Here is a 22,050-nt window from a genome sequence, read left to right as displayed (position 1 = left end):
TTTTAGTAAACCATTAAAAAAACAATTTGCAATAGCAAACACCGTATTACACACACCCCAGATTTATTGCACACACCCAAACACCTTATTACACACACACCTAACACACCCCCTTATATACCAGAGCTAATTAATAATATATTTAATAATAGAATTTAGTAATTTATATAACGAGATGCACAGATTAAAGGATTCTAGATACTCTATTACTGCACCTAGCCCATTACCTATTATTTCGTTGATAAGGGCTAGAACAGGTGTTTAAGATGCTGATACGGTGGGTATTTCATTAGATGAAGGAGAAGAGATTAAAAGCACTGAAAAATCAGAGATTTTTCTTTTTCTGGTAAAGAATTTACGGATTATGCGTCTTGCATTAAGTCCCAAAACTCACTATCAAGCTTTTTAATTTCAATGACTTTTTCTATTTGCATACCCAAGTTAAAATCATAAATATATCGTGCCAATTGCTGACCATCGATCAAAACTAATGCAGTAGTGCCATTAAGATTATTAGCGTATTCGTGAGCACCTTTAGAGTAAGATGATGTGGTAATGAATACCCCTTTATTCGACTGTGCAACAGCCAATGCACCAACAAACTTTTGTATTTCATCCCTACCTACGGTATTACCTATACCATAACGTTTTGCTTGGATATGGATTCGCCCTAAACCCAGTAAATCTTCTTTAATAATTCCATCAATTCCACCATCATTAGACGCTTGAGTGACTTGACCAGCATTTTTAACTTGTCCGCCGTAGCCCATCCGTTCAAGTAGAGAAACGACAAGATGCTCAAAATCTCGTGGAGATTTACGAAGCACAGTTTCTAAAATTTCATCGTAAATAGATTTTTTAATTTCATCAAATGACTCAGAAAAAAGCTGTAATGGCGTTTTGTCTGTATCTTGCAGATCAGTAATATCATCAATATCTTTCGGCTTAGATTTTCGCTTGGTATTAGCTTTATACAGAAACATTTGAGCATCTTCACGCTCTAGTACCAAACGCCCAGCGTCATTGATTTGATAAACCCCACGCCTAGGCTTGTCGATATATTCAGCTAAACTTAAAAAGCTCATAGCCCAAGAGATTCGATCCAAAAACACGGGTCCATTACCCGATTCATACATTTTTTCAACATCATCATCAGAAAGTTTAAAATGTAACGCCATTGGTTTTACTAACTCTTTTAACTTTTTAGCTTCACCATCAAGCAAGGTCTTTAAAGCTACAAATCGTATTTCATTATGCTTTGGTATCGTCATTATTTTCACCTACGCTACATTGCGCTTAAAGTTTTCAGCTTGCTCAAAAATTTCTTTATATACTTCATCACGGTCTATAGGTGGATAACCCCACTCATCTAGCAAAATGATTAAACTAAATTGAAGATCCGCCTTAATATCTTCACGTTTATTCCAATCTGGATATTGAGCTTTATCGTCAATAACCGCTTTTACTTCTTTCGCTAGATCCAGTAATTTATCTTCTGGGTAAGTAAAATCATACTTATGAGCTAATGATATTAAAATGTCGTAAAATGCTTTTTCTTCAAAATCTATGCCCATCTCACTAAACGAAGACATTTCTTCTCGCAGATCGTTATATAGGTTGATAATCTCATCTGAAAAATCGGTAATCACTTCAGATCTAAGTACGTCTTTTTCTTCACGCTCATTATACTTTTCAACCAGCATATTCATCTTTTTAGAGAAATCTACACCCTTAACTTTATTGGTCTTTTTAAACTCTCCAATGGCTTTGGCAAGCATCTGCTGAAGTAATTGAAGCTTAGTATTAGGCTGTTTAATCACTTCTAATTTAGCGAGATAATCAGCATCGAAAATATTAATTTCGCCGCCACTATCTTCACCAAGTTTAAATATTTCCTCAACACCATCACTTAATAATGCATTTTTAACTAAATCACGTACTTTGCGATTCATTTGATCAACATCAGGCGCACCACCCGTGGTAATTTTAAAAACAATGGTACGAACCGCTAAATAATAATGAATTTTATCTTTATGATCTTGAGTTAACTCGTTGCTACCCACACAAATATCATAAGCAGATTTAAGCCGCTTAGTTAAGTCCATAAAGGTTTTTTCAAACTTCTTGCTTCTTAGCGTAAAATCCGCAGAAGCGTTTAAGCATTGTAGTTGCTCTAATGGGGAGCCGTGATAATAGGGTTTTGAATCAAATTGATGAAATAAACCATCAAGTAAACTAAGGTGATCTTTCACCACAATCACTGATTGTTTAATATCTTCAATATCTTGCTTTTGGCCGCCCGTATATTGAGAAAGGGCTAAGTTCATCTGTTTCTTAATGCCGATATAATCGACCACTAAACCATTTTCTTTTCCTTCAAACTTACGGTTCACCCTAGAGATAGTTTGAATCAAATTATGCTTTTGCAGTGGTTTATCAATATATATAGTATCTAAGAACGGCACATCAAAGCCTGTTAACCACATATCCACCACAATGGCTATTTTAAAGTTAGATTTACCATTTTTAAACTGACGATCTAACTCTTTACGGTACTCTTTGTTTCCGACCTTATGCCATAGTGTTTTTTCATCATCATTATTGCGAGTCATAATCATTTTAACTCGCTCCATCGGCTTAACTTTTTTCTTATCACTTTCTGATAAAGTTGAACCTTCTTCACATATTTTCACTTCATCCCATTCAGGACGAAGCACAATAATATCTTGGTAGAATTGATAAGCAATTTCACGGCTGCTACAAACAAACATAGCTTTACCCTTTTGAGTAGAGCCTTCTTCTACACGATTATCATAATGTTCAACAAAGTCTCTAGCTATCGTATTTATACGGTCAGGATCGCCTAGTATGGTAGACATACTCGCCATCGTTTTTTTGCTTTTATCTATCTGATATTCATTCGTGCCAGCGTCTTGACACTCTTTATAATATTTTTCAACGAGGTCAAGTTGCTTACCATCTAGTAAGACTTTTGCAGCTCGGCCTTCATAAATAATAGGAACGGTAATTTCATCATAAACAGATTCAGTCATGGTGTAGCTGTCTACCACTGCACCAAATACATCCAGCGTTGCGTCAATCGGTGTACCCGTAAAACCAACATAAGTCGCATTAGGTAAAGAGTCGTGCAGATATTTAGCAAAACCATAAGTCTTTTTAACACCATCTTCAGTGACGGTAATCTTTTGCTCTAAATTAATTTGGCTACGATGCGCTTCATCAGAGATACAAATAACATTGGTACGTTCAGTCAGTAGTGCTAATTCTTCGGTAAACTTATGAATAGTAGTAAGGAATACACCGCCACTTTTACGGCCTTTAAGGTGTTCACGCAGCTCACTTCGACTCTCAACACTAATAATATTTTGGTCGCCTACATAAGCTTTTGCATTAGTAAATGTGCCTGCAAGCTGATCATCTAAATCTGTACGATCAGTAATAAGGATAATGGTCGGGCTGCCTAGCCCTACATCTTTCATTAACAATCGAGTTAAAAACAACATCGTAAAACTTTTACCACAACCCGTTGCACCAAAGTACGTACCACCTTTACCATCACGTAAGCCATTATCGTTAACCAAGTTACCTTGCCTATCAACACGTTTCATATGTTGTTTAATATTGGAAAATAGCTTAGTTGCCGCATAATACTGTGGATAACGACAAACAATTTTCTCTTGTTTACTGGAGGTGTCAGGTACATAAATAAAGTGACGGATAACATCGACTAAACGCTGTTTATTAAATAAACCACTGATCATAGTAAACAGTGAATCAATACCGTCTTTGTCTAGCTTCTCTTCACCCGTAATTTTTCGCCAAGAGTAATAAAACTCATACGGGGCAAAGTAAGATCCCATCTTGTTATTCACACCATCACTGATCACACACAAAGCGTTGTATTTGAATAACTCAGGAATATCCCGATCATAACGAGTGGTTATTTGCTTATACGCATCAAAAATCGTTGCCTCTTCACGAATGGCACTTTTAAACTCAAACACCACTAACGGCAAGCCATTGATATAAAGGATCCCATCAGGAATACGCAGCTCATAACCCTGTATTTCCATCTGATTAACGATACGGTAGATATTATTATCACCACTAGGCAGGTATTTTGGACTAACCTCAGCAACACCTTGTAATTCTTTCAATACTATCGGTAATGATTGTTTAACATTGTCATAGTCGATAAGCTGAATATACAAATCTTTTTGGCTTGCATCTTCACGCCTTAACAAAAATCCATCAGCGACAAACTTCATAATGGCTTTATTGGTATCGTAAAGATCTGATGCAGGAAGGTATTCCAGCTTATGAATGATCGACTCAATCTCATTATTCGTGATTAAATCAGCTTGGTAACGGTTTCTTAGAAATTCACGAAGATCCGACTTAATCAGTACATCTTCAGATGTTCGCTCAATCGCTTCACCACGACTATGTGGATAGCCCTCGCTCCCTAGCAGTTCAATAATGGCTTGTTCAAGTCTTTCTTCTGTAAATTTCATTTATTAGCCTTTTTTAGCCAGTGCCTTTAGCAATAAATCTTGTAAATTTATCAAGCTAATATTTCCCATTACTTTTGTTTCCATTAGCTCAAACATAGGCAGAACTATTGATTGAAATGCGCTCATTATTGAATCACTTGGAAGTAAAAGGTTAATAGTTTTCAAATCACTAACCCTAATACTAGGTTGAGCAGTTGCTTTAATTCTTGCGTTAAACTGAGTATTAAATAAATGAGTATTAAAGAAACAATTTAAGTAAAAAGGAGAGATCTCTTCTAACACCCGTAAAGCTACAATATTCTGTGCAATACAAAAATCCTTACCTTTAGGCACTAAGCCCCAGTTAGGAATACCGTTACCAACAGTGCCAACGAGTAAGTCTAAATGCGTAGGGTGGCCCGCTCTAAACCAGCTATCATAAATATCTTGCTCAACGTATTTATATTTCGAACCTGCACCTATACTTGGAAACGCTTTATCAAGTAAAAATGTCTCAAATAAGAACTTTGTTCCGTCAGCGCTCAATGGAGGTGTTTTTCCTCTATTATCTATAACTTTTGAACAACACTGACCTATATCAACTAGCTTCCATCCCTTAGGAACATCCTGTTCAAGTTCCTCACAATACTCCATCTCTCCGCCAGAAGATTTATATGGCTTCCCTTCTAATTCTAACTTAGCGATAGAGTCAGCGTATTCTTTAGTGATAGGAAACTCGAAATCGATAAACCACTGTTTGTAAATAGTTTGAGCAGTATATTCTAGCTTTTGACTCAGTTGTTCGTTTAGTGTAATACGGTCAGTAACCACATTGTATTCACGCACGATCTCACGCTGTTTTTCGATAGATGGGAGATGGAGTTCCATATCGCAAAAATCTGCCCAACCAAATCCACCTCGAACACTGTTGTCAGTCATAAACCAAGCATTACGATCAAACTCAGAACGTCTGCACCACATCATCAGATATTCAGGAAGTAGATCTTCCTCGGATTTAACTTCAAAAACAACGTATGCAGGTGAAACAATGATCGAGCTTTCACTTTGTAACATTGATATAGGAAGCACTTCATCACGACCAACGTGCATTGGATTGAAAGCAAATTGATTCTTTTTAACAACTCTATATTTACTCAGATCAGTACCATTAATGTTGGCGACCGATGGCATAAAGTGCTTGTTAATATTTATCCCTTTAAGATTAGATATTGCATCATCTGAATTTTTTAGTTTTATTTGGGTGACATAATCACCAATTCGCTTATAGTGTGATCTCATAGCCCAACTCTTTAAATACAGATAAAAGTTCAGTTTTTGATTTTGCTTCTTTTTTTAGTAAGCCAGTAAAATCATTACGGATTTGAGCCATTTTCTCATCAAAATCGACATCTTCATCGTGGTTCTTAAACTCGATGTATTTACTTGGTACAAGAGAGTACCCTTTTCCTTCAATCTCTTCTTTTGTGGCTGAGTAGCAATATTCAGCTATATCTTGATATTCAGATTCAGCACGTAATTCTTGCCAGGTATGCAATATTTCGGCAATTTCAGATATTTTTTCAGGAGAGAATTGAACATACTTTTTCTCAAACGCTTCACCGTGTTTACGCAAATCCATAAACAACACTTCATCTTCACGGGAGCGGTAATGGCGAGTTAAATCTCCGTGCGGAACGGTACGTTCTTTTTTATTGCTATTGATTATCCACATCGTGACACTAATATCAGTGGTATAAAACATTTTCATTGGCAGGATGATTATCGCTTCTACTAGGCCATTTTCGACTAATTTCTTACGGATCTCTTTTTCTGTACCTTCACCTGATAGCGCACCGTTGGCAAGAATGAAACCAGCCACACCATTTTCAGACAATTTAGATACCATATGCAAGATCCAACCAAAGTTGGCATTACCTGTTTGTGGTGTTTCATAACCATCCCAACGATGATCATCAACCAACTCATCAGAAGCACGCCAATCTTTTTGGTTAAATGGCGGATTTGCCATAATAAAATCAGCTTTCAGTGTTTCGTGTTGGTCATTGGCAAAAGTATCTTTTGCGGCAGCACCAAGGTTGGCTGAAATACCACGAATAGCGAGGTTCATTTTTGCTAGCTTGTAGGTTGCGCCAGTGTATTCTTGACCATAAACAGAAATATCTTTTTTATTACCTTTATGGTTCTCAATGAACTTCATTGATTGCACAAACATACCGCCCGACCCACAACAGGGATCGTATATTTTCCCTTTGTATGGCTCTATAAGCTCGGCAAGTAAGTTAACGATGCTTTTTGGAGTATAGAACTCGCCTTTACCTTTACCTTCTGCAATGGCAAATTTAGAAAGAAAATATTCATATACTCGCCCAACCACATCTTCGTGCGGATTAGCTAGAGTATCAATATTATTAATAACATCAATTAAAGCAGAGAGTTTACTGACATCCAAACCAAGACGAGAAAAATAGTTATCAGGTAATGCGCCTTGTAAGGCTTTGTTGGTCTTTTCAATGGTACTTAGGGCGGTATCAATTTTAAGCGCTATATCTTCTTGCTTAGAATTTTGTTGAACAAAGCTCCAACGGCTGTTTTCTGGTAAATAAAACACATTATCTTTAGTGTAAGCTGGCACCATATCAATATGCTTTTCAAGCCCAGCATCTATGAGTTTTTCTCTTTGTTGTTCAAACGTATCACTGATGAATTTCAAAAATATCAGACTTAAAACAATGTGTTTATATTCTGACGATTCAACACTACCACGTAGCTTGTTTGCTGCGTCCCAGAGTATTTCTTCAAATGATTTTTCTTTCTTTTTTGCTGCTGTTTTCTTAGGTGATGGTTTAGCCACTGAGTTATATCCTATAAAATTCTATTTTGTAAATTCACACTGATGAATTAATAGGCCATACAATACCAAAAAAGGATTGATTCTTATATTAAAAAAAGGACTAAACAAGTATTAATTTCATCAACTTGATCAAAAACAAGCTTTAAAATTTAGTGAGGGTAAATAGAAAAAACATCTAGGTTATAGGATAAAACAATAGTCATACTTTCAATCACTTGGAAAAAGTAGAATAAATGGTACGACATAAGTAACCCCCTAACAAAAGGAATGCTTATGAAAAAGCCTAGAACGAGTGCAGGACGCACTACAGCAAAAATAGACCAACAAAGCCAAATACTTGATAGATTGTTCGACTACTTCTCAAAACCAAAAGGAGAAAAGCCTAGTTCAGATAGTGATATTGACGTGAGTTTTTACCGTAGTGCTTTAAACAAACTTCCAGTAAATCACCATAATAATGAATATAATGGTGTTAACATCATTATGCTACTTCAAGCACAAGTAGATCACGCTACCAAAGTCCCTATTTACTCTACCTTCAAACAAGCTACCGACTTACTTGAACAACATAAAGATCAACTTCCTCCTAAATCAGACATATTTGATCCTTCTAAACCACTAAAAGGTATAACGCTTGACGCTCAAGTAATTAAATACCTAGAAACATATAAAAAAGATGGTAAAGCTATCAGCAAAAGTATTTTTGAAAAAAAGACAGAAGGTATGTCATTTACTGAAATGCGTGAAAAAGGTTATCAAAAAAGAAAGGGATTAAAGCCCTATAGAGTATTTCCAATTGAAAAAATCAAAAAATTATTGCCTCAATCATTCATTGAAGAGCGTGAATATTTTGCACAGCAAGAAGAACTAGAAAATAAAGTGATGTCTCCTGAAATGGAAGATTTAGCATTTGTTGAAAAAGTGCAGGTTATCATTGATGCTATGGGCGTTCCTGTCATTGAAAAGAATCAGGATAGAGCTTTCTATTCGCCAAAAGACGACTGTATTACTATCCCACCAAGGAAAAAATTTATATCAGACAAAGCATATTACGCTATTATTCTACACGAACTATCGCATAGTACGGGGCATCCTAGCAGGCTTGACAGAAAACTTTCGAACCCATTTAATTCAATAGGTTATGCTACAGAAGAGCTTATTGCTGAGACGAGTACAATGTTTTTGTGTTTAGATGAGGAAGGACTTCAAACGTTTAATAGTCACGCCAAATATTTAGAAGGCTGGGCAAGCAACTTTAAAGATAAGAAAAAAGCATTGTTGAGCATTTGTAAGCAAGCTAGATCAGCACAGGAATACATTAGCCATAAAGTGCTAAAACACAAATTAGATCTCTCTATTGCACCCGTTTATAAAGTACCTGATAAGTTAGACTTTGAATTAAAGTTAGAAGATAAACACGCTGACGGGTTAGGAGAATACATCATTAAAAGTGCTAAAAATTTCACTTCACTGATCCCCCTTAAAAATCAAAAAATCATTGGTTATAACGAGATTAAAGGCGGAATTGATGTTTTTACTCCTGATAAAAAAGTATCCCTTACAGGTAGCGCTTCATCACTTGTTCGAAAAGAGTTAGATAATTTAAAGTTATTACAGTCAATTATTCTTGATGTGTCTGATGATAATGACGATGAAGAAAAACCGACTAAAAACAAACTGAAATCATCACGTTTATCAATGTGATATTTATCCTAGCCCAGAACGACAAAAAGCCCTAAACGGGCTTTTTTGTATCGTGTTACTTATAAATATAATTAAAAGTGTTTACTAAAGACTTGTCTACACTCTGGGTATACTATTTTCAAAATAGTTAGTGCAATTAAGTAATTTTGAGCATCAAGCATTCTCAGTTGGTTTAATTGATACTGTTCATTAGTAAACAAGCAACGTACAAACTCTTGTAATCGTGGTTGTTCATCGACAATTAGCGCTATTTCATCAATGCTTAAAGCTTCGATTTTATCTTCTAGTGATTTATACATTTAAACTCCTTAGGTTTTGCTTAACCTCACGAGCTGTATCCGCTATGTACCAATCGTAATTTTCATAAGCCTCTTCTATATTTCTTAATTCAGATTCAACATAATGTATATTATCCATTGATAACACACTGCACCACTCAAGAGCCTTAATTACCTCTAATCTTGCATAATTTGGCAATGCTCTAAAAATACTGGCAGGGAATGTAACTGATATATCGTTTGTAACTTTCTCAACCCATCCAAAATCATCAGTTGCTATACTATTTTCTATCTCATAGTTATCAATAATCTTTAATAACGCCCATTGCTCTATGTATTTAATATTTTCTTTCATTTTATGCTCCTATTTTTTATTTTTAAGTTGTTGAATGTGTTGAAGCACGCATTGAGCTTCATTCGATATCTCTTTTGTTGCCTGTGCATATTTTTTAGAGATAAGTAGCCCTAATTCTTCTATCCCTAAATCCGTTACTATTCTTTGCTGACATTCTAGGAAAATCAGACTTAACTCCTGATCTGTATAACGTTTTTGATTTGATATAAACAGCCATTTTTCATAGCATCTCAGATCGCCAACAGCCTTAAAATCTAACGCCCATTCCCTAAATATTTTTTGTGTTTTTTTCTTGTTCATAATTATTTCCTCATAAATGCAACATCCCTGTGCGTTAAGTTCCTGTTAAAGTTGAATGATTTCTGTGCCATTATTTTTCATCTCTTCAAGTTGATAAGAAAACTCAAAATCTTCAATTATTGAATGAGCTAATTTCGTCAATGCTTTGCATTTAATCTTTTTGGCTATTTTCTTCGCAAATGCGATATCTTTATCAGCTAAACACTCGGTAAGTCCAAACAGCATAATTTTGTCTTTTTCAATCAAACGAAAACCTGTTTTTGAATACATTTTTACATCTCTAGAAGAAACGCAAGCAAAGCCATTTTCTTCATTAGGGATCGACATAAAATCTATTTTTTCTTTAGAAAGCCTTACTAACATTTGTCTTAATGTACCCTGATGAAATAAGGTCTCAATTAATGTCATATGCTTAGGGTGTTGGTTTACTAAGTTGTTATATTTCGCTACAGTTTCCATATTTTTATCCTCTTTATTGGTTGGTTTGTTGTGAGTTGTTGAACGTATCTAATACTTCATTAAAAAGATTAACGGTGGCTCGAAGCGTTCTAATCAGTAATCTAAATAGAAGTTCTGAATCAATATTTTCTGACGTTATTTCATCAAAGTTATTCTCTATAAAATCAGCTTCATTTGAAAAATCATTGATTAAATCTTCCACTCGGCTTGCTCCAAGGCAGTTTTTCAACAAAAGCATTTCTGCTGTGGCTTTCATTTCATCGCTGCGGTGTTGCAACATATTAATATCTACAAAATAAATCATTGTTGTCGCCAACTGGCGGCGAACACTATTAAAGTTTTCATAGTCGTCCGTCATTTCTTTCATTACTGCTAATACACACATATTTATTTCTCCTTTGGTTTGTGGGTAATTCTTTTTATATTTCATAAACTTTTAACACTATTAATTCAGTAAGGTATTCATACTGCCGTAAATATCGACTTCTTTAACGAACGTCCATCGAGATCCACGCTTCATATTTTTGTATTCCTCTTTTTGATAAAACCTTTCTGCTCTAAGGTTTCTAAAGTGGGGAATCCGATGCGTAATTATTCTTTTGCTATTATTATCACTGCTTTGTTTTTGCTTAAATGAGCGAATAGTGACGGCTTTATAGCTTCCCTTTGATTTACCTTTAGGTAAGGAAATAGCCAAAGTTGGGTAGCCTTTTTCAAGCTTTTCACCATCAGTAGCACTGTGATAAACACATAATCCAAGCGCTATTTTCGTTAATGCTTCCAGCATATTCGTGCCGTTATTTGGAAGTGGGTTAATTGCATTTCTTTTTAATGTTGTAGTGAGTTTTGATAGGTGACTAAAGTTAGTGTCGACACGACCACTTGCAGTTGTATAGTTAACGCTAATGCATAGTTCATCATCTTCATAATCAGTGTTGAAAAAATCTAATAATGTAGTGACTGAAGGCCCATACAGATTGATAAACTCCTTACGGGTCATAATGGTAATAAGCGCACTTTTTAGCATTACCTCATTAATGATCGTATGCTCAGGAAATGCCATTACAAATGATTGAAAAGGAGGGGCTACATTAAAGTCTTCTTCAAAGTTAAACTTTGCTTCATACAAGTAGCTAGCAAGCTCTTTTGTCTCTAAAAAAATGACAGGTGAACCATCTTTACGCCACTGTAATTCTTCATTGATAAGTTTAATGGAGTTTTTTCCACCTTCAGAACCATCATTAAATATATCTTTCATTGTGTGAGCATATCTTTGAAAGCTCACAGGATTCTTACCAAAAAGGACTTTTAAAGCCTTCTTACCCATTGGAGCAGATTTAATTAGTTCTTGTTGATCTCGGTATAATGTTGTGTATTTCATATTGTTTTCCTCATATTTAGGGTGCAAAAATCCCCACCCATAGGGTGTATTTTTTTCTATTTTGTTTTTTATTTAAAAATTAAGTTCGGACGAACTCAGGAATGACACTATGGAAAGTGCCTCAAATATGAAGAATGAAATGTAGTTTTTATGGATTGCAGACACGACAAAGCAGCACCGATGATAAACAAGGGCGAGTATGTATAATACTGGTGTGATATAGATTGTGTAGACATATAACTTTCCTCTCAATTAAACCGCCAATTAAGATAAAATAGTTACTTATTTTTCAGTGCATCAAGCCAGAATAAATAGTATAAAAACACAATATCAGCACCAATACATTTTAGTATTTAATGCGGTAACTATTAATCGAATAACCAGCCAAAAATAGGCGAGTGTTACCAAATCATAGTAAAATCTATTTTGTGTTAATTAACCAAACTCTAAACTTAATACTCCTATTGTTAATAAGTAAATCAATTCATCTTTCTAAAAAGTAACCCTTATCGGGTTTACTCTAATTGCGAACATTGGTTCGCTATCTGGCGGCTAATTCACAGAAAAGCTATAAAAAACTTAAACGCAGATTAACCATAATGTTGGGTTTATAATCCTTAACCAACAATCGCTAAATAAATCCCTATATGAAGCGTGTTAGTATGATAACACAAAACCAAACCCATCGTCAAGAACTTTATTTTTCATTACTTGACAAGCTTTTAAAACTGATATCGTATTTCGATAAAAGTTAACTACTTTTGAGTCCAGATATTTCATTCCTCCTCATAAAACATCTGGACGATTAAATTTATTTATTTTTACCTATAACATCTAAATCACTACCTGTAAGGAAAGTATCCACCTCCCTTGTATTACCTTTGATCAAGGAAGTAACGTCATCGTAATTTCTTCTATAACTGACATTTGCATAGGGGATCACCTGCTTTTCAACACCATAATCTTTTAATAATTGATTAATATTATCAATATCACTCAACAATTCTTTAATAGCACCGTCAACGGTGCTTTCTGGTGTTCGTTTAGCAATATCCCAAGTGGCTAATGATGAAATAACTTTAAGCATCGAACGAGATTCTTTCAATACACAACAAGCCTGTTGAGATTTAAACTTGAAAAAATTAGACTGTTTAATAGCATCATCGTTTACATTAAATTGCTTGTAGTAATACTTTAAAGTGTTTTTTGCTCTCTCTATTTTTCTATCCAGCATTTTAGGCGCTTCGTTTAACGGTAGCCTTATATATAAAGAGTTTGATGTTCTATAGTTATTGATAACCACATCATTATCATAATCATTGTTAGTCCCTTCATTGATAATGATGTCTACATTACTCTGATAATGAGGAAATCCTAATTTATAAAAATACTCTAATTCAGGATAATTACAGTCATAACCGTGACACCAGTTAGTCTCATTTATCGTAAATTTTACGCTACAACTTAAACTAAGATACTTCTCAATCTCATAAAATGCGGTGTGATAAATGGCTAATAGTTTTTGAAAATCGACTTCAATGCTCATTTCTAATGGACTGTAAAAATCAAAATAGTTAAAAGCATTGACTATCAAGCGAAACCTTTCTTGGTTCGACTCTAGGAAACGCTTAATCAGAACAACAAACTCCTTATCAATGGTTAATCCAAAAGGCTCATCTTGTTTGCTTAAAATTTCTTCAACCAACTCCTTTTCGACTTGCTCTGTCGTTAAAGCTTCAAAGAATGATTTTTGGCTTTCTTTAAGCAGTAATGACATTACGGCATCAACAACATAAGGTAAATCAAGCTTGCTAGCCAAATGAGGGTGGTACGGTAAAAACTTAGGTTCAGCTAAATTTTCAATTTCTTTCCTTATATTCACTAGTTCGTCAAACTCTCCTCTATTTTTTAATTTAAACCGCCTAACTAATATTTGCTGTAAAAAGAAAGCGTCTGCAACCTCTAAATCTTCTGCTTTCTTATCATCAATTATTTCTGATACTTTCTTTTCAAAATCATCGTAATACTGTTTAGTTCTCATAACCTTCCCCTGTAAAAACCAATAAAGACTAGAATACACCAAGCATACTATATAAGGGCTTACAGGATAGATACCAACGTCTTAAAGTTACACTTGTGTGTATAAATACATTCATAAATGTTTATTATTATGAACGAAGGATTCTTAATCAAAAGAGTTCTCACTATATTAAGGATATACCGATGAAAGATAAATTTTGCAGCCCTTTGTATTTAAATAAAAATAAAACCATTTATGGCGGAGCAGCCAGAAACAAACGAATAGCGAGAGCAGGAGGACTAGAGCAGATATTAAATAAAGTTATTAGTTCAACGTTTGAAGAAATGAATATTGATTCTGACGATTTGAAATATGAAAACAACGTTATACCTATAATTAGAAAACAGGCATAACATCAAACAAGATTAACCATTAAAACAGGGAGTCGAACCCCCGTCCGAAAAACGTGATTAAACTCTTTATTCACGATAAAACAGAGGTGAAATAAGGACACAGTGGTGGTACACTCCACCTTAACAAGTTAAATACTTTATTATTAATCAGCAACTTACATTAAAAGTTCTGGTATGTTTTGTAGGTGAGCCACACCCCCGCTCCACCAAATTAAGACCTTTTTGATCTATCCGTTATACCTAGTAACTTTTAGATTTGGCCATAGACAAGTCATTGTTTATGATAAGAAACCGCTATTTTTTACAAATTGCGGTTTTTTTATGTCTAAAATTTGTAATCACTATAAAAGTAGCGTCGCAATTAATACGCCATCAATGGCTCACAACGTAATAAACGTTAAGCAAACAACCGCTGGCAGCAACTTAAGTTTTGTCGTCGCTTAAATGACTGGTGTTTGCAGTAGTCACTAATCACATCATCATGCCCTATAGCCCCATGGAAAAGAGATCTAAACTCTTTGCTTAGTGTAAGCCAATTTTCAGGACTTATATTTAGCCTACTAAGTAACTTAGCTTGATTAGCATTTATATGGCCGGCTTTATCTTCGCGGATACAGCGACCCGTTAAATCAATAAGTTCTAGGTAATCGCTTAATTCAAATGGTAAGCCTTTGGGTATATTTTCCCTCGGGTTACCAACAAAAGGTAAAAGCTGCTTTGGTTGCTTGCCGGTTTTTGCTTTCTTCACTCTTTGCTTTACGCTAGTATATTCAGACTCTTCAGGGGTATCAGCAATATTGGCACGGACAGGATTCAAATCAACATAAGCCATACAGGCTGCAAGCGCTGCTTCATCGAGTAAGGCTTGTGATTTAAAACGCCCTTCCCAAAATCGCCCAGTGCAATTATCTTCTCGATTCGCATCTCGCGCGATATGCTCATTGATATTTCCAATAAACCAACTTATTTTCATTAGCCGTTTTCGGTATATTTCCGCACTCACTTTAACCATATCAAGCAGTGGCTCAATTAGTTGTACACCTCGACAATATTGCTGTGTCAGCAAAGTTCCTTTATATAACTTGTGCCAACGAATTAATACTTCATCCATAGACCATTGTTTAGTCTGCTCTTCGTCGACCCTCAACACCACATGATAATGATTATTCATAACCGCATAGGCACAGACATCTATGGCAAATACCCCACTTAATTTGAGTAACTTATTTTCAACCCATGCCCGCCTATGCTCGAAATTTTGCCCACTATGCTTATCTTCACCACACAAAAAGGCACGGCGTACGCATCGGGAAATGCAATGATAATAAGGAGTATCTTGCAAACTGATTTGACGTTTTCTTGCTACGGCCATAATAAAAAGCCTCTTAACTATGCAGGTTATTTAACCTTAGTTGAGAGGCTCTGATTGTTCAATTAACAGTGAGTGTCCTTGTTGATTTATTAAGAAGGTACGTTCTTAACCCACTCAGTATGAGCTAACTTTATAAGGTGAAACTTATCGGCTGAGTTAAATATCTTAACCATATTTAGTAGACTAGCTGTTAGTCCTAGTGATTCCCTAACTAACCTTTGAAGTACGGTATATCTAGGGTTATTTGATGAACCCCATATTTCATAGATTTCATTAAAATTCTTCCATGCTTCCATTTGTTGAGGATTTTCTCTGACACGAAGTTGGTCCCAGGGCAATACACCACAATTAATATGAATCCATCCAGTAGGCTGCTCTCCCGCTATAAAAGAACCAGTCTCTCCTGTCGAGGACCTGTATACAGTCTTACCTGAGTTCACATGCTCGTACCCGTAAGGTATCTCCCCCCTAGGAACAAACTTAGTATCTTCAGGATTATTTTTTGATTTAACGGGCACTAAACCATTAATCTGACTCTCCCAACCATCTGGTTGTTCACCTACAAGAAATTTACGTAACTCCCCACCATCAATGTTTCTATAAGTAGCCTTACCTTTATGAGTTTGGGATATTATTTCGATGGTACCTTTTTCATGTGTCTTACCATAGAAAAAGTTTTTACTACCTGAGAGGGCCTGACCGTTGCCGTAGTTTGGGTTTAATTCCCCAGACATAGATGGTCTAGCTGCTCTATATTCAGGATCATTCCACAGCTCCTTATGAAATACACCCGTGGCATGGGCGTGTGCCTTCCGAGCCTTTGCGTACTCCTCTGCACTTATCTCGATGATACGTCGCCCAGTACTATTAGCCATTAACCACCAGGCATGCGCTAGCTTATGATTGTCTGGATAGATTGCTGCTAGTAACCTATGAGCTTCATAATGTTCCTGAGCGGTAAGCACTACTAGATTATCAGCGGTGTCATCGCCGCCTAAACAACGTGGTTTTATATGGTGGGCTTCTACATATACAGGTGCAGTTTTTTTTGACCAACCTCTATTAACTGCAGGATAAATTAATGCTTCATATTCGCTTAGCATACGTAAACCTTGTTCAATGCTGATAGGTGTAATGTTGAGTTACGTGCAGTTAGCTTCATAGAAAGTACGTTTGACATCCCTCTTGCTGAAAGGCAACTTCATAACTGGCTTAAAGCCTAGGAAAAGCAAGGCTATATTGGGCGGATCGTAGCACCGTCACAGATTTGAAATTGTCATTAAATGTTTATCAAGGAAGCGAGTCTTTGAAATATGTTATCTCCCTTAAGAAATAGAGATCAGTAAACTCTTAGGCTGCTATATGTAACTGTATAGTTGCTAAGTGTTCCTGACAACTAACTTATAGTTTCTAACCCCCAATGGGGCAATTATCGCCATAGATTTTCTAATGATTTTATCCTTACGATAGCGTACATAAAACAACACAGAGTTCCCCTGTCGATTACAAAATTTAACTTTATTCTTATGTATAATACTTTTAAGCCATGTGATCATTTATGAATATTGAATAAAAATAATGGTTCAACCATTACTGAGAATCCACCATGGTAAGCGTTAGGTGACTCAGAAAATTAAGAAGGTATTTATAAATGATTGAATTAGTCGAGGAAGGTAGTCAAGAGAGGCTTTTACCTCAAATAAGGCAAGTTCAGAAATTGCTATGGCGTGAGGCAATGAATGTAAGACAGCATGAAAACCTTAAGTTTTATTTAAACCATGGTGCTGCAAACATAAATGAAGCATCTGAAATGTTGAATAAGTGTTATAAAACGGGTGAACTAAAGTTAAAATCTAGACCAACGCAAACTATTAGCTTATTCAATACGGCTGATCTGTTCGTTAATAGTTTTGGTACAACCAATTTTGATATATTCAGTATTTATCTTACAAACTATTGTTCACTTTTAGCTTTGAAAGAATTTCTTGAAAATGGTTCAACATACCAGGATATAAAAAGTTCTCCATCATTAGTTCGTGATAAAACGGCAACTATGCGTGTTGAATATTTACCTGTCCGTGTTAAAAAATGGCGCAATAAGGTAGCTGCACACTACGCTGCTTCAGATCCTAAAAGTAGCGATAACATAGCTACAATTATGCAGTCGATCAATATAATTCCAGCGTATAACTCACCTTACTATACGGTCGGAGGAACAGCTTTCATAATTGAAGGCCGTAGCTCACAGCTACAAGAATGGTCTTTAACTAAAGAGTACGAGGTGCTTAAAGCTAAAAGACCGGAGTTTCCAGATATACCACCATTAGTTAGTAGTTTCGCGAAATAGCTTCACCTAACAAAGCACTTAAGCTGACAAAAAGCGTGTGATTATTTTTCAGCTTAGGGAGGTTTATTGACACAAAAATCAATCTAAATCCCATCGTAGTCTATTATTCTTAACCTCTGTAGAGTGGTAATTATTAACTTTCTCTGCACATATCCACAGACCTCTGTCATGTCCGGTGACATTTAAACTTCCCTACTCAGCTATCACTATCCTGGCAGACAGGTTAGATCAAGGCACCACTACATAAAGAGGCTGCCAAAACTAAGGAAGTAACTCTTTTCCTAATCAGCTGCATATAGCCCACCAAAACCAATAGACGGCGGTTCAGCTCCCTATCCCGCAACACAGTCCAATAGATCCCACAAAGTGCTAAACAAACGCATCAAACTAAAATATAATCTCTATATAAAGCAACAAGTAGGCCATTCGTGGTGGCGTTTATTGGTGGATATGGTATATCCCCTCTGCTCCTCCAAATAAAGTCCTTTTTAATCCATTAGTTATACCTAGTAACTTTTAGATTTTTCCATAGGCAAGTCATTGTTTATGATAAAAAAACCGCTACTTTTTTTACAAGTTGCGGTTTTTTTATGCCTGAAAATTGCCATTAGCTATAAAAATTAACAGTGAGTGTCCTGTTAATTAATAAGCGTGCACAGTAGTTACCAGTGTGTCACCTGTCATTGCTGCTACAGCGCTACACCTTGCATGCTCTGTTGCTAACTTGGTATTATCTTCAGCATGTGCTGTTACTGACAAGCAAATAAAAAGAGGCATAACTAATAATTTTTTCATTGATTACCTACCACTACAAAACCCAGGGTTATTTAATTTAATATTTTCTATAAAATCCACGTAGTCTGCGTATTCATTGTAATTGTCCATATCGCATCTATACGACTTTGTTAGCTCAACTACATATAACCAGGCAGCCACTATCAAACCAATTGTTACTATTACTTTAACTAGTGCATTAAATTCAAAATCTAATACGTTATTGTAATATCTGTTTAGTTGTCTACCTATACCTCTTAGGTTCATGGTTCGTATTCCTGTTAAGTAGATTTGTTTTTCTATTTTTTACCGTGGTTAGCTGTACCATCAGGCAAGTAATAAAGTTTACTTGATACCTGTTTAATGCTGCAGTTACTCTTCTTTATGGTTGCTAAGTAATCTAAACCAAACTGATAACCGCCTTTGCTTACATCTAATCCTCTTAAAGGTGAATCCCATTGATTAAGTACTTCAAGCTTTATAATCTTAACCATTGGGTTATCTGGTTTTAGCTTGCTAGTACATTGGCTAATCATGCCACTTCACTAATTAAAAAATTGTGCTTATATTACAACCTGTCCAAACTTTAAACCTTACAATAAAAAGTATCTTCAAAATAAGTTTCAAAAGATTCTACCTAACTAATCAATGCTAGAGGCTTCAAATCCCCTTTTAGATATAATGGATGAGCTGGTTCGCCTGACTTATTCATTTTTAAAAAATGTAAATCTGGAATAAGGTTTTTAACCTGCTCTGACCGACCTAAATAAGCACCATCATTACCCCAAGCGGCAACAACAAGAGCCGAGTCGTTTGCAAGTTTTAACAGCCAGTCATCATTTTCTTTACCAATAGGATCAGATGATGCTTTCATGTCTGGCGGCAAAGTTGAACGAAATGCAAATAAATTTGCCATACATACACCTCCATAACCCCAAGACTTCGCAAAGTTAATACAACGAGTTATTGTAGGGTCATTTTCTACTTCATCTGCAGTAGAGGGGTTCAAACCAATAATGGTTACACAAGGTTTTGTTTCATCCCATATGCGCCAAAGTGCATACCTATATTTTCGACACTCTGATAATTTTGCATCTGTTTTCATAAAACCTCTATTTTGAAATAAATATCATCATATATTAAGGTGATTTAACTTTAATAACCGCAACATATTGTTATTAAAGTTCTTCCTATCCAGAATATTTTGTAATGTATAAGTTAAAAATTGTGCTTTTATTTCAAGCTATTCAAATTGATATTTGCTATTTATGAAGTGATCATCAAGAACAATAAGAGGGGGTGGTATAAGCATACGAAAAAAATCAACTATTTAGCTACCCCCTATTTAAAATATCAAAGGTAATTTTAAACTTTGCTACACAGACTTTTACTCATGATTGGAAATCGACACCTCACCTAAGAATCGGTCGGAGGTGCAACTCCCTAAAATGTAATATAAGTGAATAGATCCCACAAACCTCCCACAAAGTGCTACACAAACGCATTCAACTAAAATATAATATCGTTATAAAGCAACAGGTAGGCCATTCGTGGTGGAGTTTATTGGTGGATATGGTATATCCCACCCGCTCCACCAAATTAAGACCTTTTTAATCCATTAGTTATACCTAGTAACTTTTAGATTTGGCCATAGACAGACCATTGTTTATGATAAGAAACCGCTTAATTGCGGTTTTTTTATGTCAAAAATTTGTCATTTACTATAAAAATCAACAGTGAGTGTCCTTGTTAATTACTTTCATACAGTCTACTTTAGTGTTAATTATGTGTATTTAGATGAGAGTACTACCGACAACAACGGAACCCCTGTTAGTATTGGCGAAGCTGGTCCGAGGGCACAGAAACAATCTGGTTGTGGTTTTGTTGGTTGTACTGGGACAGCAGGTGTAAGGATGGAATGTAAATAGATAAAGTTTAAAAAAATATGAAAAGTTATTATAAATTCAAAGTGATGTTATATGTCGTATTTTCGAATGTATACTTTACATATCTGCTAATTGCTATGTATGGCTTTGCTGCAGCGCAGGAGTACCACATAGAATCTAGTTTCTTGCACTTACTTGAGTTTTACAGCCTAATATTAATTTTGGCTATTGTACTAATTGGGCTCCCTTTAGCTTTTATAACTAACTTTTTAAAAATAAAGGATAAGCTAATTGTATATAGCTCTATTCTATTACCTTTTTTAACAGTGATTATTCAACCTCTTTTATTAGGTAGGAGTATAATTGTCTATATAGAACTCCTTTTAGGAGTGGTAGTCATAATAGCCCCCATTTACATCGGGAGTTTATTACTAGCTAAATTTACATCACAAAAAACAAATCAATAAAACAAGCCAATTGAAGAACTGATCCAGACGTCCCCGCGCCACCAAATAAAGACCTTGTTAATTCATATTTTGATAGTTTTGATAACCATAGCAGTTTAATACTATACCTATAGGAAGGAGATAAATTATGAAAAAACTATTAACACTAACGCTAGTTATGCTACTAGCATCTTGCTCAAACACTATTGTGAAACCAGAAACAGTAGCAGCTACTGATGGATTAGCTACCGTCACATTGATTAAGCCTCGTGATTTTACTGATATAAATGCAGGTAATTTTGGTATACAGTCTAATTTCGAACAGAGTGTAGCTAAGAAGTTGGCTGAGGCATTAGCTGACCACTTTAAAGCAGCTGATGTAACTATTGATATTACATTCACTGATATTGATTTAGCTGGTGAGACTAGGTTCAACACACATGAAATACGTATACTAAAAGATCTATATATTCCACGCATGTCATTCGGGTATGTAATCAAAGATATAGCAGGTAAAGTTATACTAGCTGATACAGTTGAAATTAAAGATATGGGCTATCTATCAAAAAGGCTCTTTGGTATGGAAGCAAAGAGCTTGATAGGGTACGACACACGTATGCTAATAGAGTACTTTGAGAAAATAGTCTATTAATGTAACGAGATAAAGGCTATATGGTATTGATTAACTAGAGTGGAATAAGTAAGCCTTTTTACTCCATTAGTTATAGCTAGTAACTTTTAGGTTTGGCGATAGACAAAGCAACGTCTATGATAAGAAACCGCTTCATTGCGGTTTCTTTATACCTGAAAGTTGTCATTAGCTATAAAAAATTAACAGTGTTTGCCCTGGTTTATTTTAATAACTTAGCTGCTTTGACTAAACAAGGTGAAGAAAAGATAGAAATATAAACAAATTAAAGAGTTGAGAG

The 22,050-nt window shown here is 35.4% G+C and carries 21 protein-coding genes; 5 read left to right on the top strand and 16 right to left on the bottom strand.

The features are described 5' to 3' along the window. Nucleotides 1–362: 362 nt before the first annotated feature. The 4 genes from F580_RS0100335 to F580_RS0100320 are packed head-to-tail and all read right to left on the bottom strand — an operon-like array spanning nt 363 to nt 7,386. Entirely contained in the window at nt 363–1,271 is a 909-nt protein-coding gene (locus tag F580_RS0100335) for a restriction endonuclease (protein WP_019025704.1), read from the bottom strand. A gap of 9 nt (nt 1,272–1,280) precedes the next feature. Then, nucleotides 1,281–4,535 carry a type I restriction endonuclease subunit R gene (locus F580_RS0100330; RefSeq protein WP_019025703.1) on the bottom strand — a complete coding sequence of 1,085 codons (3,255 nt, stop codon included), beginning with the start codon at nt 4,533–4,535 and terminating at the stop codon, nt 1,281–1,283. 3 nt (nt 4,536–4,538) lie between these two features. Further along, nucleotides 4,539–5,813 (bottom strand): restriction endonuclease subunit S, encoded by a 1,275-nt coding sequence (locus F580_RS26235; RefSeq protein WP_019025702.1) that lies wholly within the window; start codon nt 5,811–5,813, stop codon nt 4,539–4,541. Further along, a complete protein-coding gene (locus tag F580_RS0100320; protein ID WP_019025701.1) occupies nt 5,797–7,386 on the bottom strand; it encodes a type I restriction-modification system subunit M in 1,590 nt (529 codons plus the stop codon). The genes F580_RS26235 and F580_RS0100320 overlap by 17 nt, the downstream gene beginning before the upstream one ends. Nucleotides 7,387–7,659: 273 nt before the next feature. Between F580_RS0100320 and F580_RS0100315 the strand changes: the two genes are divergently transcribed. After that, complete coding sequence (locus F580_RS0100315; protein ID WP_019025700.1) at nt 7,660–9,090, top strand: zincin-like metallopeptidase domain-containing protein; 1,431 nt, start codon at nt 7,660–7,662, stop codon at nt 9,088–9,090. A gap of 71 nt (nt 9,091–9,161) precedes the next feature. On the opposite strand, the gene F580_RS0100310 is transcribed toward F580_RS0100315, so the two are convergent. The 7 genes from F580_RS0100310 to F580_RS0100280 form a co-directional block, all read right to left on the bottom strand. Next, on the bottom strand, nt 9,162–9,389 hold the full coding sequence (locus tag F580_RS0100310; RefSeq protein ID WP_019025699.1) for a hypothetical protein: 228 nt from the start codon (nt 9,387–9,389) through the stop codon (nt 9,162–9,164). Beyond that, nucleotides 9,382–9,723, bottom strand: a complete 342-nt coding sequence (locus F580_RS0100305) for a hypothetical protein (RefSeq protein WP_019025698.1) — start codon at nt 9,721–9,723, stop codon at nt 9,382–9,384. Before F580_RS0100305 ends, F580_RS0100310 begins: the two co-directional genes overlap by 8 nt. A gap of 9 nt (nt 9,724–9,732) precedes the next feature. Further along, entirely contained in the window at nt 9,733–10,023 is a 291-nt protein-coding gene (locus tag F580_RS0100300; protein ID WP_019025697.1) for a hypothetical protein, read from the bottom strand. Between the two features lie 45 nt (nt 10,024–10,068). Continuing rightward, complete coding sequence (locus F580_RS0100295; RefSeq protein ID WP_019025696.1) at nt 10,069–10,482, bottom strand: hypothetical protein; 414 nt, start codon at nt 10,480–10,482, stop codon at nt 10,069–10,071. 13 nt (nt 10,483–10,495) lie between these two features. Then, entirely contained in the window at nt 10,496–10,912 is a 417-nt protein-coding gene (locus F580_RS0100290; protein WP_245560573.1) for a hypothetical protein, read from the bottom strand. A gap of 15 nt (nt 10,913–10,927) precedes the next feature. Next, nucleotides 10,928–11,863, bottom strand: coding sequence for a hypothetical protein (locus F580_RS0100285; protein WP_019025694.1), 936 nt, complete (start codon nt 11,861–11,863; stop codon nt 10,928–10,930). Between the two features lie 811 nt (nt 11,864–12,674). Continuing rightward, nucleotides 12,675–13,904, bottom strand: a complete 1,230-nt coding sequence (locus F580_RS0100280) for a hypothetical protein (RefSeq protein WP_019025693.1) — start codon at nt 13,902–13,904, stop codon at nt 12,675–12,677. 182 nt (nt 13,905–14,086) lie between these two features. Between F580_RS0100280 and F580_RS0100275 the strand changes: the two genes are divergently transcribed. Then, entirely contained in the window at nt 14,087–14,296 is a 210-nt protein-coding gene (locus tag F580_RS0100275; RefSeq protein ID WP_019025692.1) for a hypothetical protein, read from the top strand. A gap of 397 nt (nt 14,297–14,693) precedes the next feature. Here the strand turns inward: F580_RS0100275 and F580_RS0100270 are convergent, their stop codons facing one another. Both F580_RS0100270 and F580_RS25275 read right to left on the bottom strand, forming a co-directional pair. Then, nucleotides 14,694–15,668, bottom strand: a complete 975-nt coding sequence (locus F580_RS0100270; RefSeq protein WP_019025691.1) for a hypothetical protein — start codon at nt 15,666–15,668, stop codon at nt 14,694–14,696. Between the two features lie 89 nt (nt 15,669–15,757). Beyond that, nucleotides 15,758–16,771, bottom strand: a complete 1,014-nt coding sequence (locus F580_RS25275; protein WP_019025690.1) for an HNH endonuclease signature motif containing protein — start codon at nt 16,769–16,771, stop codon at nt 15,758–15,760. Between the two features lie 548 nt (nt 16,772–17,319). Here F580_RS25275 and F580_RS23655 point away from each other — a divergent pair. Next, complete coding sequence (locus tag F580_RS23655; protein ID WP_019025689.1) at nt 17,320–18,015, top strand: hypothetical protein; 696 nt, start codon at nt 17,320–17,322, stop codon at nt 18,013–18,015. A gap of 642 nt (nt 18,016–18,657) precedes the next feature. Here F580_RS23655 and F580_RS26230 read toward each other — a convergent pair. The 3 genes from F580_RS26230 to F580_RS0100240 form a co-directional block, all read right to left on the bottom strand. Next, nucleotides 18,658–18,810, bottom strand: coding sequence for a hypothetical protein (locus F580_RS26230; RefSeq protein WP_019025688.1), 153 nt, complete (start codon nt 18,808–18,810; stop codon nt 18,658–18,660). A 278-nt stretch (nt 18,811–19,088) separates the two neighbouring features. Next, nucleotides 19,089–19,283, bottom strand: a complete 195-nt coding sequence (locus F580_RS0100245; RefSeq protein ID WP_157442949.1) for a hypothetical protein — start codon at nt 19,281–19,283, stop codon at nt 19,089–19,091. Nucleotides 19,284–19,426: 143 nt separating this feature from the next. Continuing rightward, on the bottom strand, nt 19,427–19,894 hold the full coding sequence (locus F580_RS0100240) for a DUF1643 domain-containing protein (RefSeq protein ID WP_019025685.1): 468 nt from the start codon (nt 19,892–19,894) through the stop codon (nt 19,427–19,429). 1,375 nt (nt 19,895–21,269) lie between these two features. On the opposite strand from F580_RS0100240, the gene F580_RS0100230 reads away from it, so the two are divergent. Together F580_RS0100230 and F580_RS26225 are read left to right on the top strand one after the other, a co-directional pair. Further along, entirely contained in the window at nt 21,270–21,773 is a 504-nt protein-coding gene (locus F580_RS0100230; protein ID WP_019025683.1) for a DUF3016 domain-containing protein, read from the top strand. A 116-nt stretch (nt 21,774–21,889) separates the two neighbouring features. Continuing rightward, a complete protein-coding gene (locus F580_RS26225; RefSeq protein ID WP_019025682.1) occupies nt 21,890–22,030 on the top strand; it encodes a hypothetical protein in 141 nt (46 codons plus the stop codon). Nucleotides 22,031–22,050 lie beyond the last annotated feature (20 nt).

The organism is Colwellia piezophila ATCC BAA-637 (genome assembly GCF_000378625.1).
Taxonomy (GTDB): Bacteria; Pseudomonadota; Gammaproteobacteria; order Enterobacterales; family Alteromonadaceae; genus Colwellia; species Colwellia piezophila.
The sequence above is the reverse complement of the archived record's forward strand: the minus strand, read 5'-3'. Positions and strand labels throughout refer to the sequence as shown.

What these genes read in the sequence shown, in the direction of transcription:
- F580_RS0100335 (WP_019025704.1), bottom strand. Translation starts at nt 1,271, where the DNA reads ATGACGATACCAAAGCATAATGAAATACGATTTGTAGCTTTAAAGACC.
- F580_RS0100330 (WP_019025703.1), bottom strand. Translation starts at nt 4,535, where the DNA reads ATGAAATTTACAGAAGAAAGACTTGAACAAGCCATTATTGAACTGCTA.
- F580_RS26235 (WP_019025702.1), bottom strand. Translation starts at nt 5,813, where the DNA reads ATGAGATCACACTATAAGCGAATTGGTGATTATGTCACCCAAATAAAA.
- F580_RS0100315 (WP_019025700.1), top strand. Translation starts at nt 7,660, where the DNA reads ATGAAAAAGCCTAGAACGAGTGCAGGACGCACTACAGCAAAAATAGAC.
- F580_RS0100310 (WP_019025699.1), bottom strand. Translation starts at nt 9,389, where the DNA reads ATGTATAAATCACTAGAAGATAAAATCGAAGCTTTAAGCATTGATGAA.
- F580_RS0100305 (WP_019025698.1), bottom strand. Translation starts at nt 9,723, where the DNA reads ATGAAAGAAAATATTAAATACATAGAGCAATGGGCGTTATTAAAGATT.
- F580_RS0100300 (WP_019025697.1), bottom strand. Translation starts at nt 10,023, where the DNA reads ATGAACAAGAAAAAAACACAAAAAATATTTAGGGAATGGGCGTTAGAT.
- F580_RS0100295 (WP_019025696.1), bottom strand. Translation starts at nt 10,482, where the DNA reads ATGGAAACTGTAGCGAAATATAACAACTTAGTAAACCAACACCCTAAG.
- F580_RS0100290 (WP_245560573.1), bottom strand. Translation starts at nt 10,912, where the DNA reads ATGAAATATAAAAAGAATTACCCACAAACCAAAGGAGAAATAAATATG.
- F580_RS0100285 (WP_019025694.1), bottom strand. Translation starts at nt 11,863, where the DNA reads ATGAAATACACAACATTATACCGAGATCAACAAGAACTAATTAAATCT.
- F580_RS0100280 (WP_019025693.1), bottom strand. Translation starts at nt 13,904, where the DNA reads ATGAGAACTAAACAGTATTACGATGATTTTGAAAAGAAAGTATCAGAA.
- F580_RS0100275 (WP_019025692.1), top strand. Translation starts at nt 14,087, where the DNA reads ATGAAAGATAAATTTTGCAGCCCTTTGTATTTAAATAAAAATAAAACC.
- F580_RS0100270 (WP_019025691.1), bottom strand. Translation starts at nt 15,668, where the DNA reads ATGGCCGTAGCAAGAAAACGTCAAATCAGTTTGCAAGATACTCCTTAT.
- F580_RS25275 (WP_019025690.1), bottom strand. Translation starts at nt 16,771, where the DNA reads ATGCTAAGCGAATATGAAGCATTAATTTATCCTGCAGTTAATAGAGGT.
- F580_RS23655 (WP_019025689.1), top strand. Translation starts at nt 17,320, where the DNA reads ATGATTGAATTAGTCGAGGAAGGTAGTCAAGAGAGGCTTTTACCTCAA.
- F580_RS26230 (WP_019025688.1), bottom strand. Translation starts at nt 18,810, where the DNA reads ATGAAAAAATTATTAGTTATGCCTCTTTTTATTTGCTTGTCAGTAACA.
- F580_RS0100245 (WP_157442949.1), bottom strand. Translation starts at nt 19,283, where the DNA reads ATGGTTAAGATTATAAAGCTTGAAGTACTTAATCAATGGGATTCACCT.
- F580_RS0100240 (WP_019025685.1), bottom strand. Translation starts at nt 19,894, where the DNA reads ATGAAAACAGATGCAAAATTATCAGAGTGTCGAAAATATAGGTATGCA.
- F580_RS0100230 (WP_019025683.1), top strand. Translation starts at nt 21,270, where the DNA reads ATGAAAAAACTATTAACACTAACGCTAGTTATGCTACTAGCATCTTGC.
- F580_RS26225 (WP_019025682.1), top strand. Translation starts at nt 21,890, where the DNA reads ATGATAAGAAACCGCTTCATTGCGGTTTCTTTATACCTGAAAGTTGTC.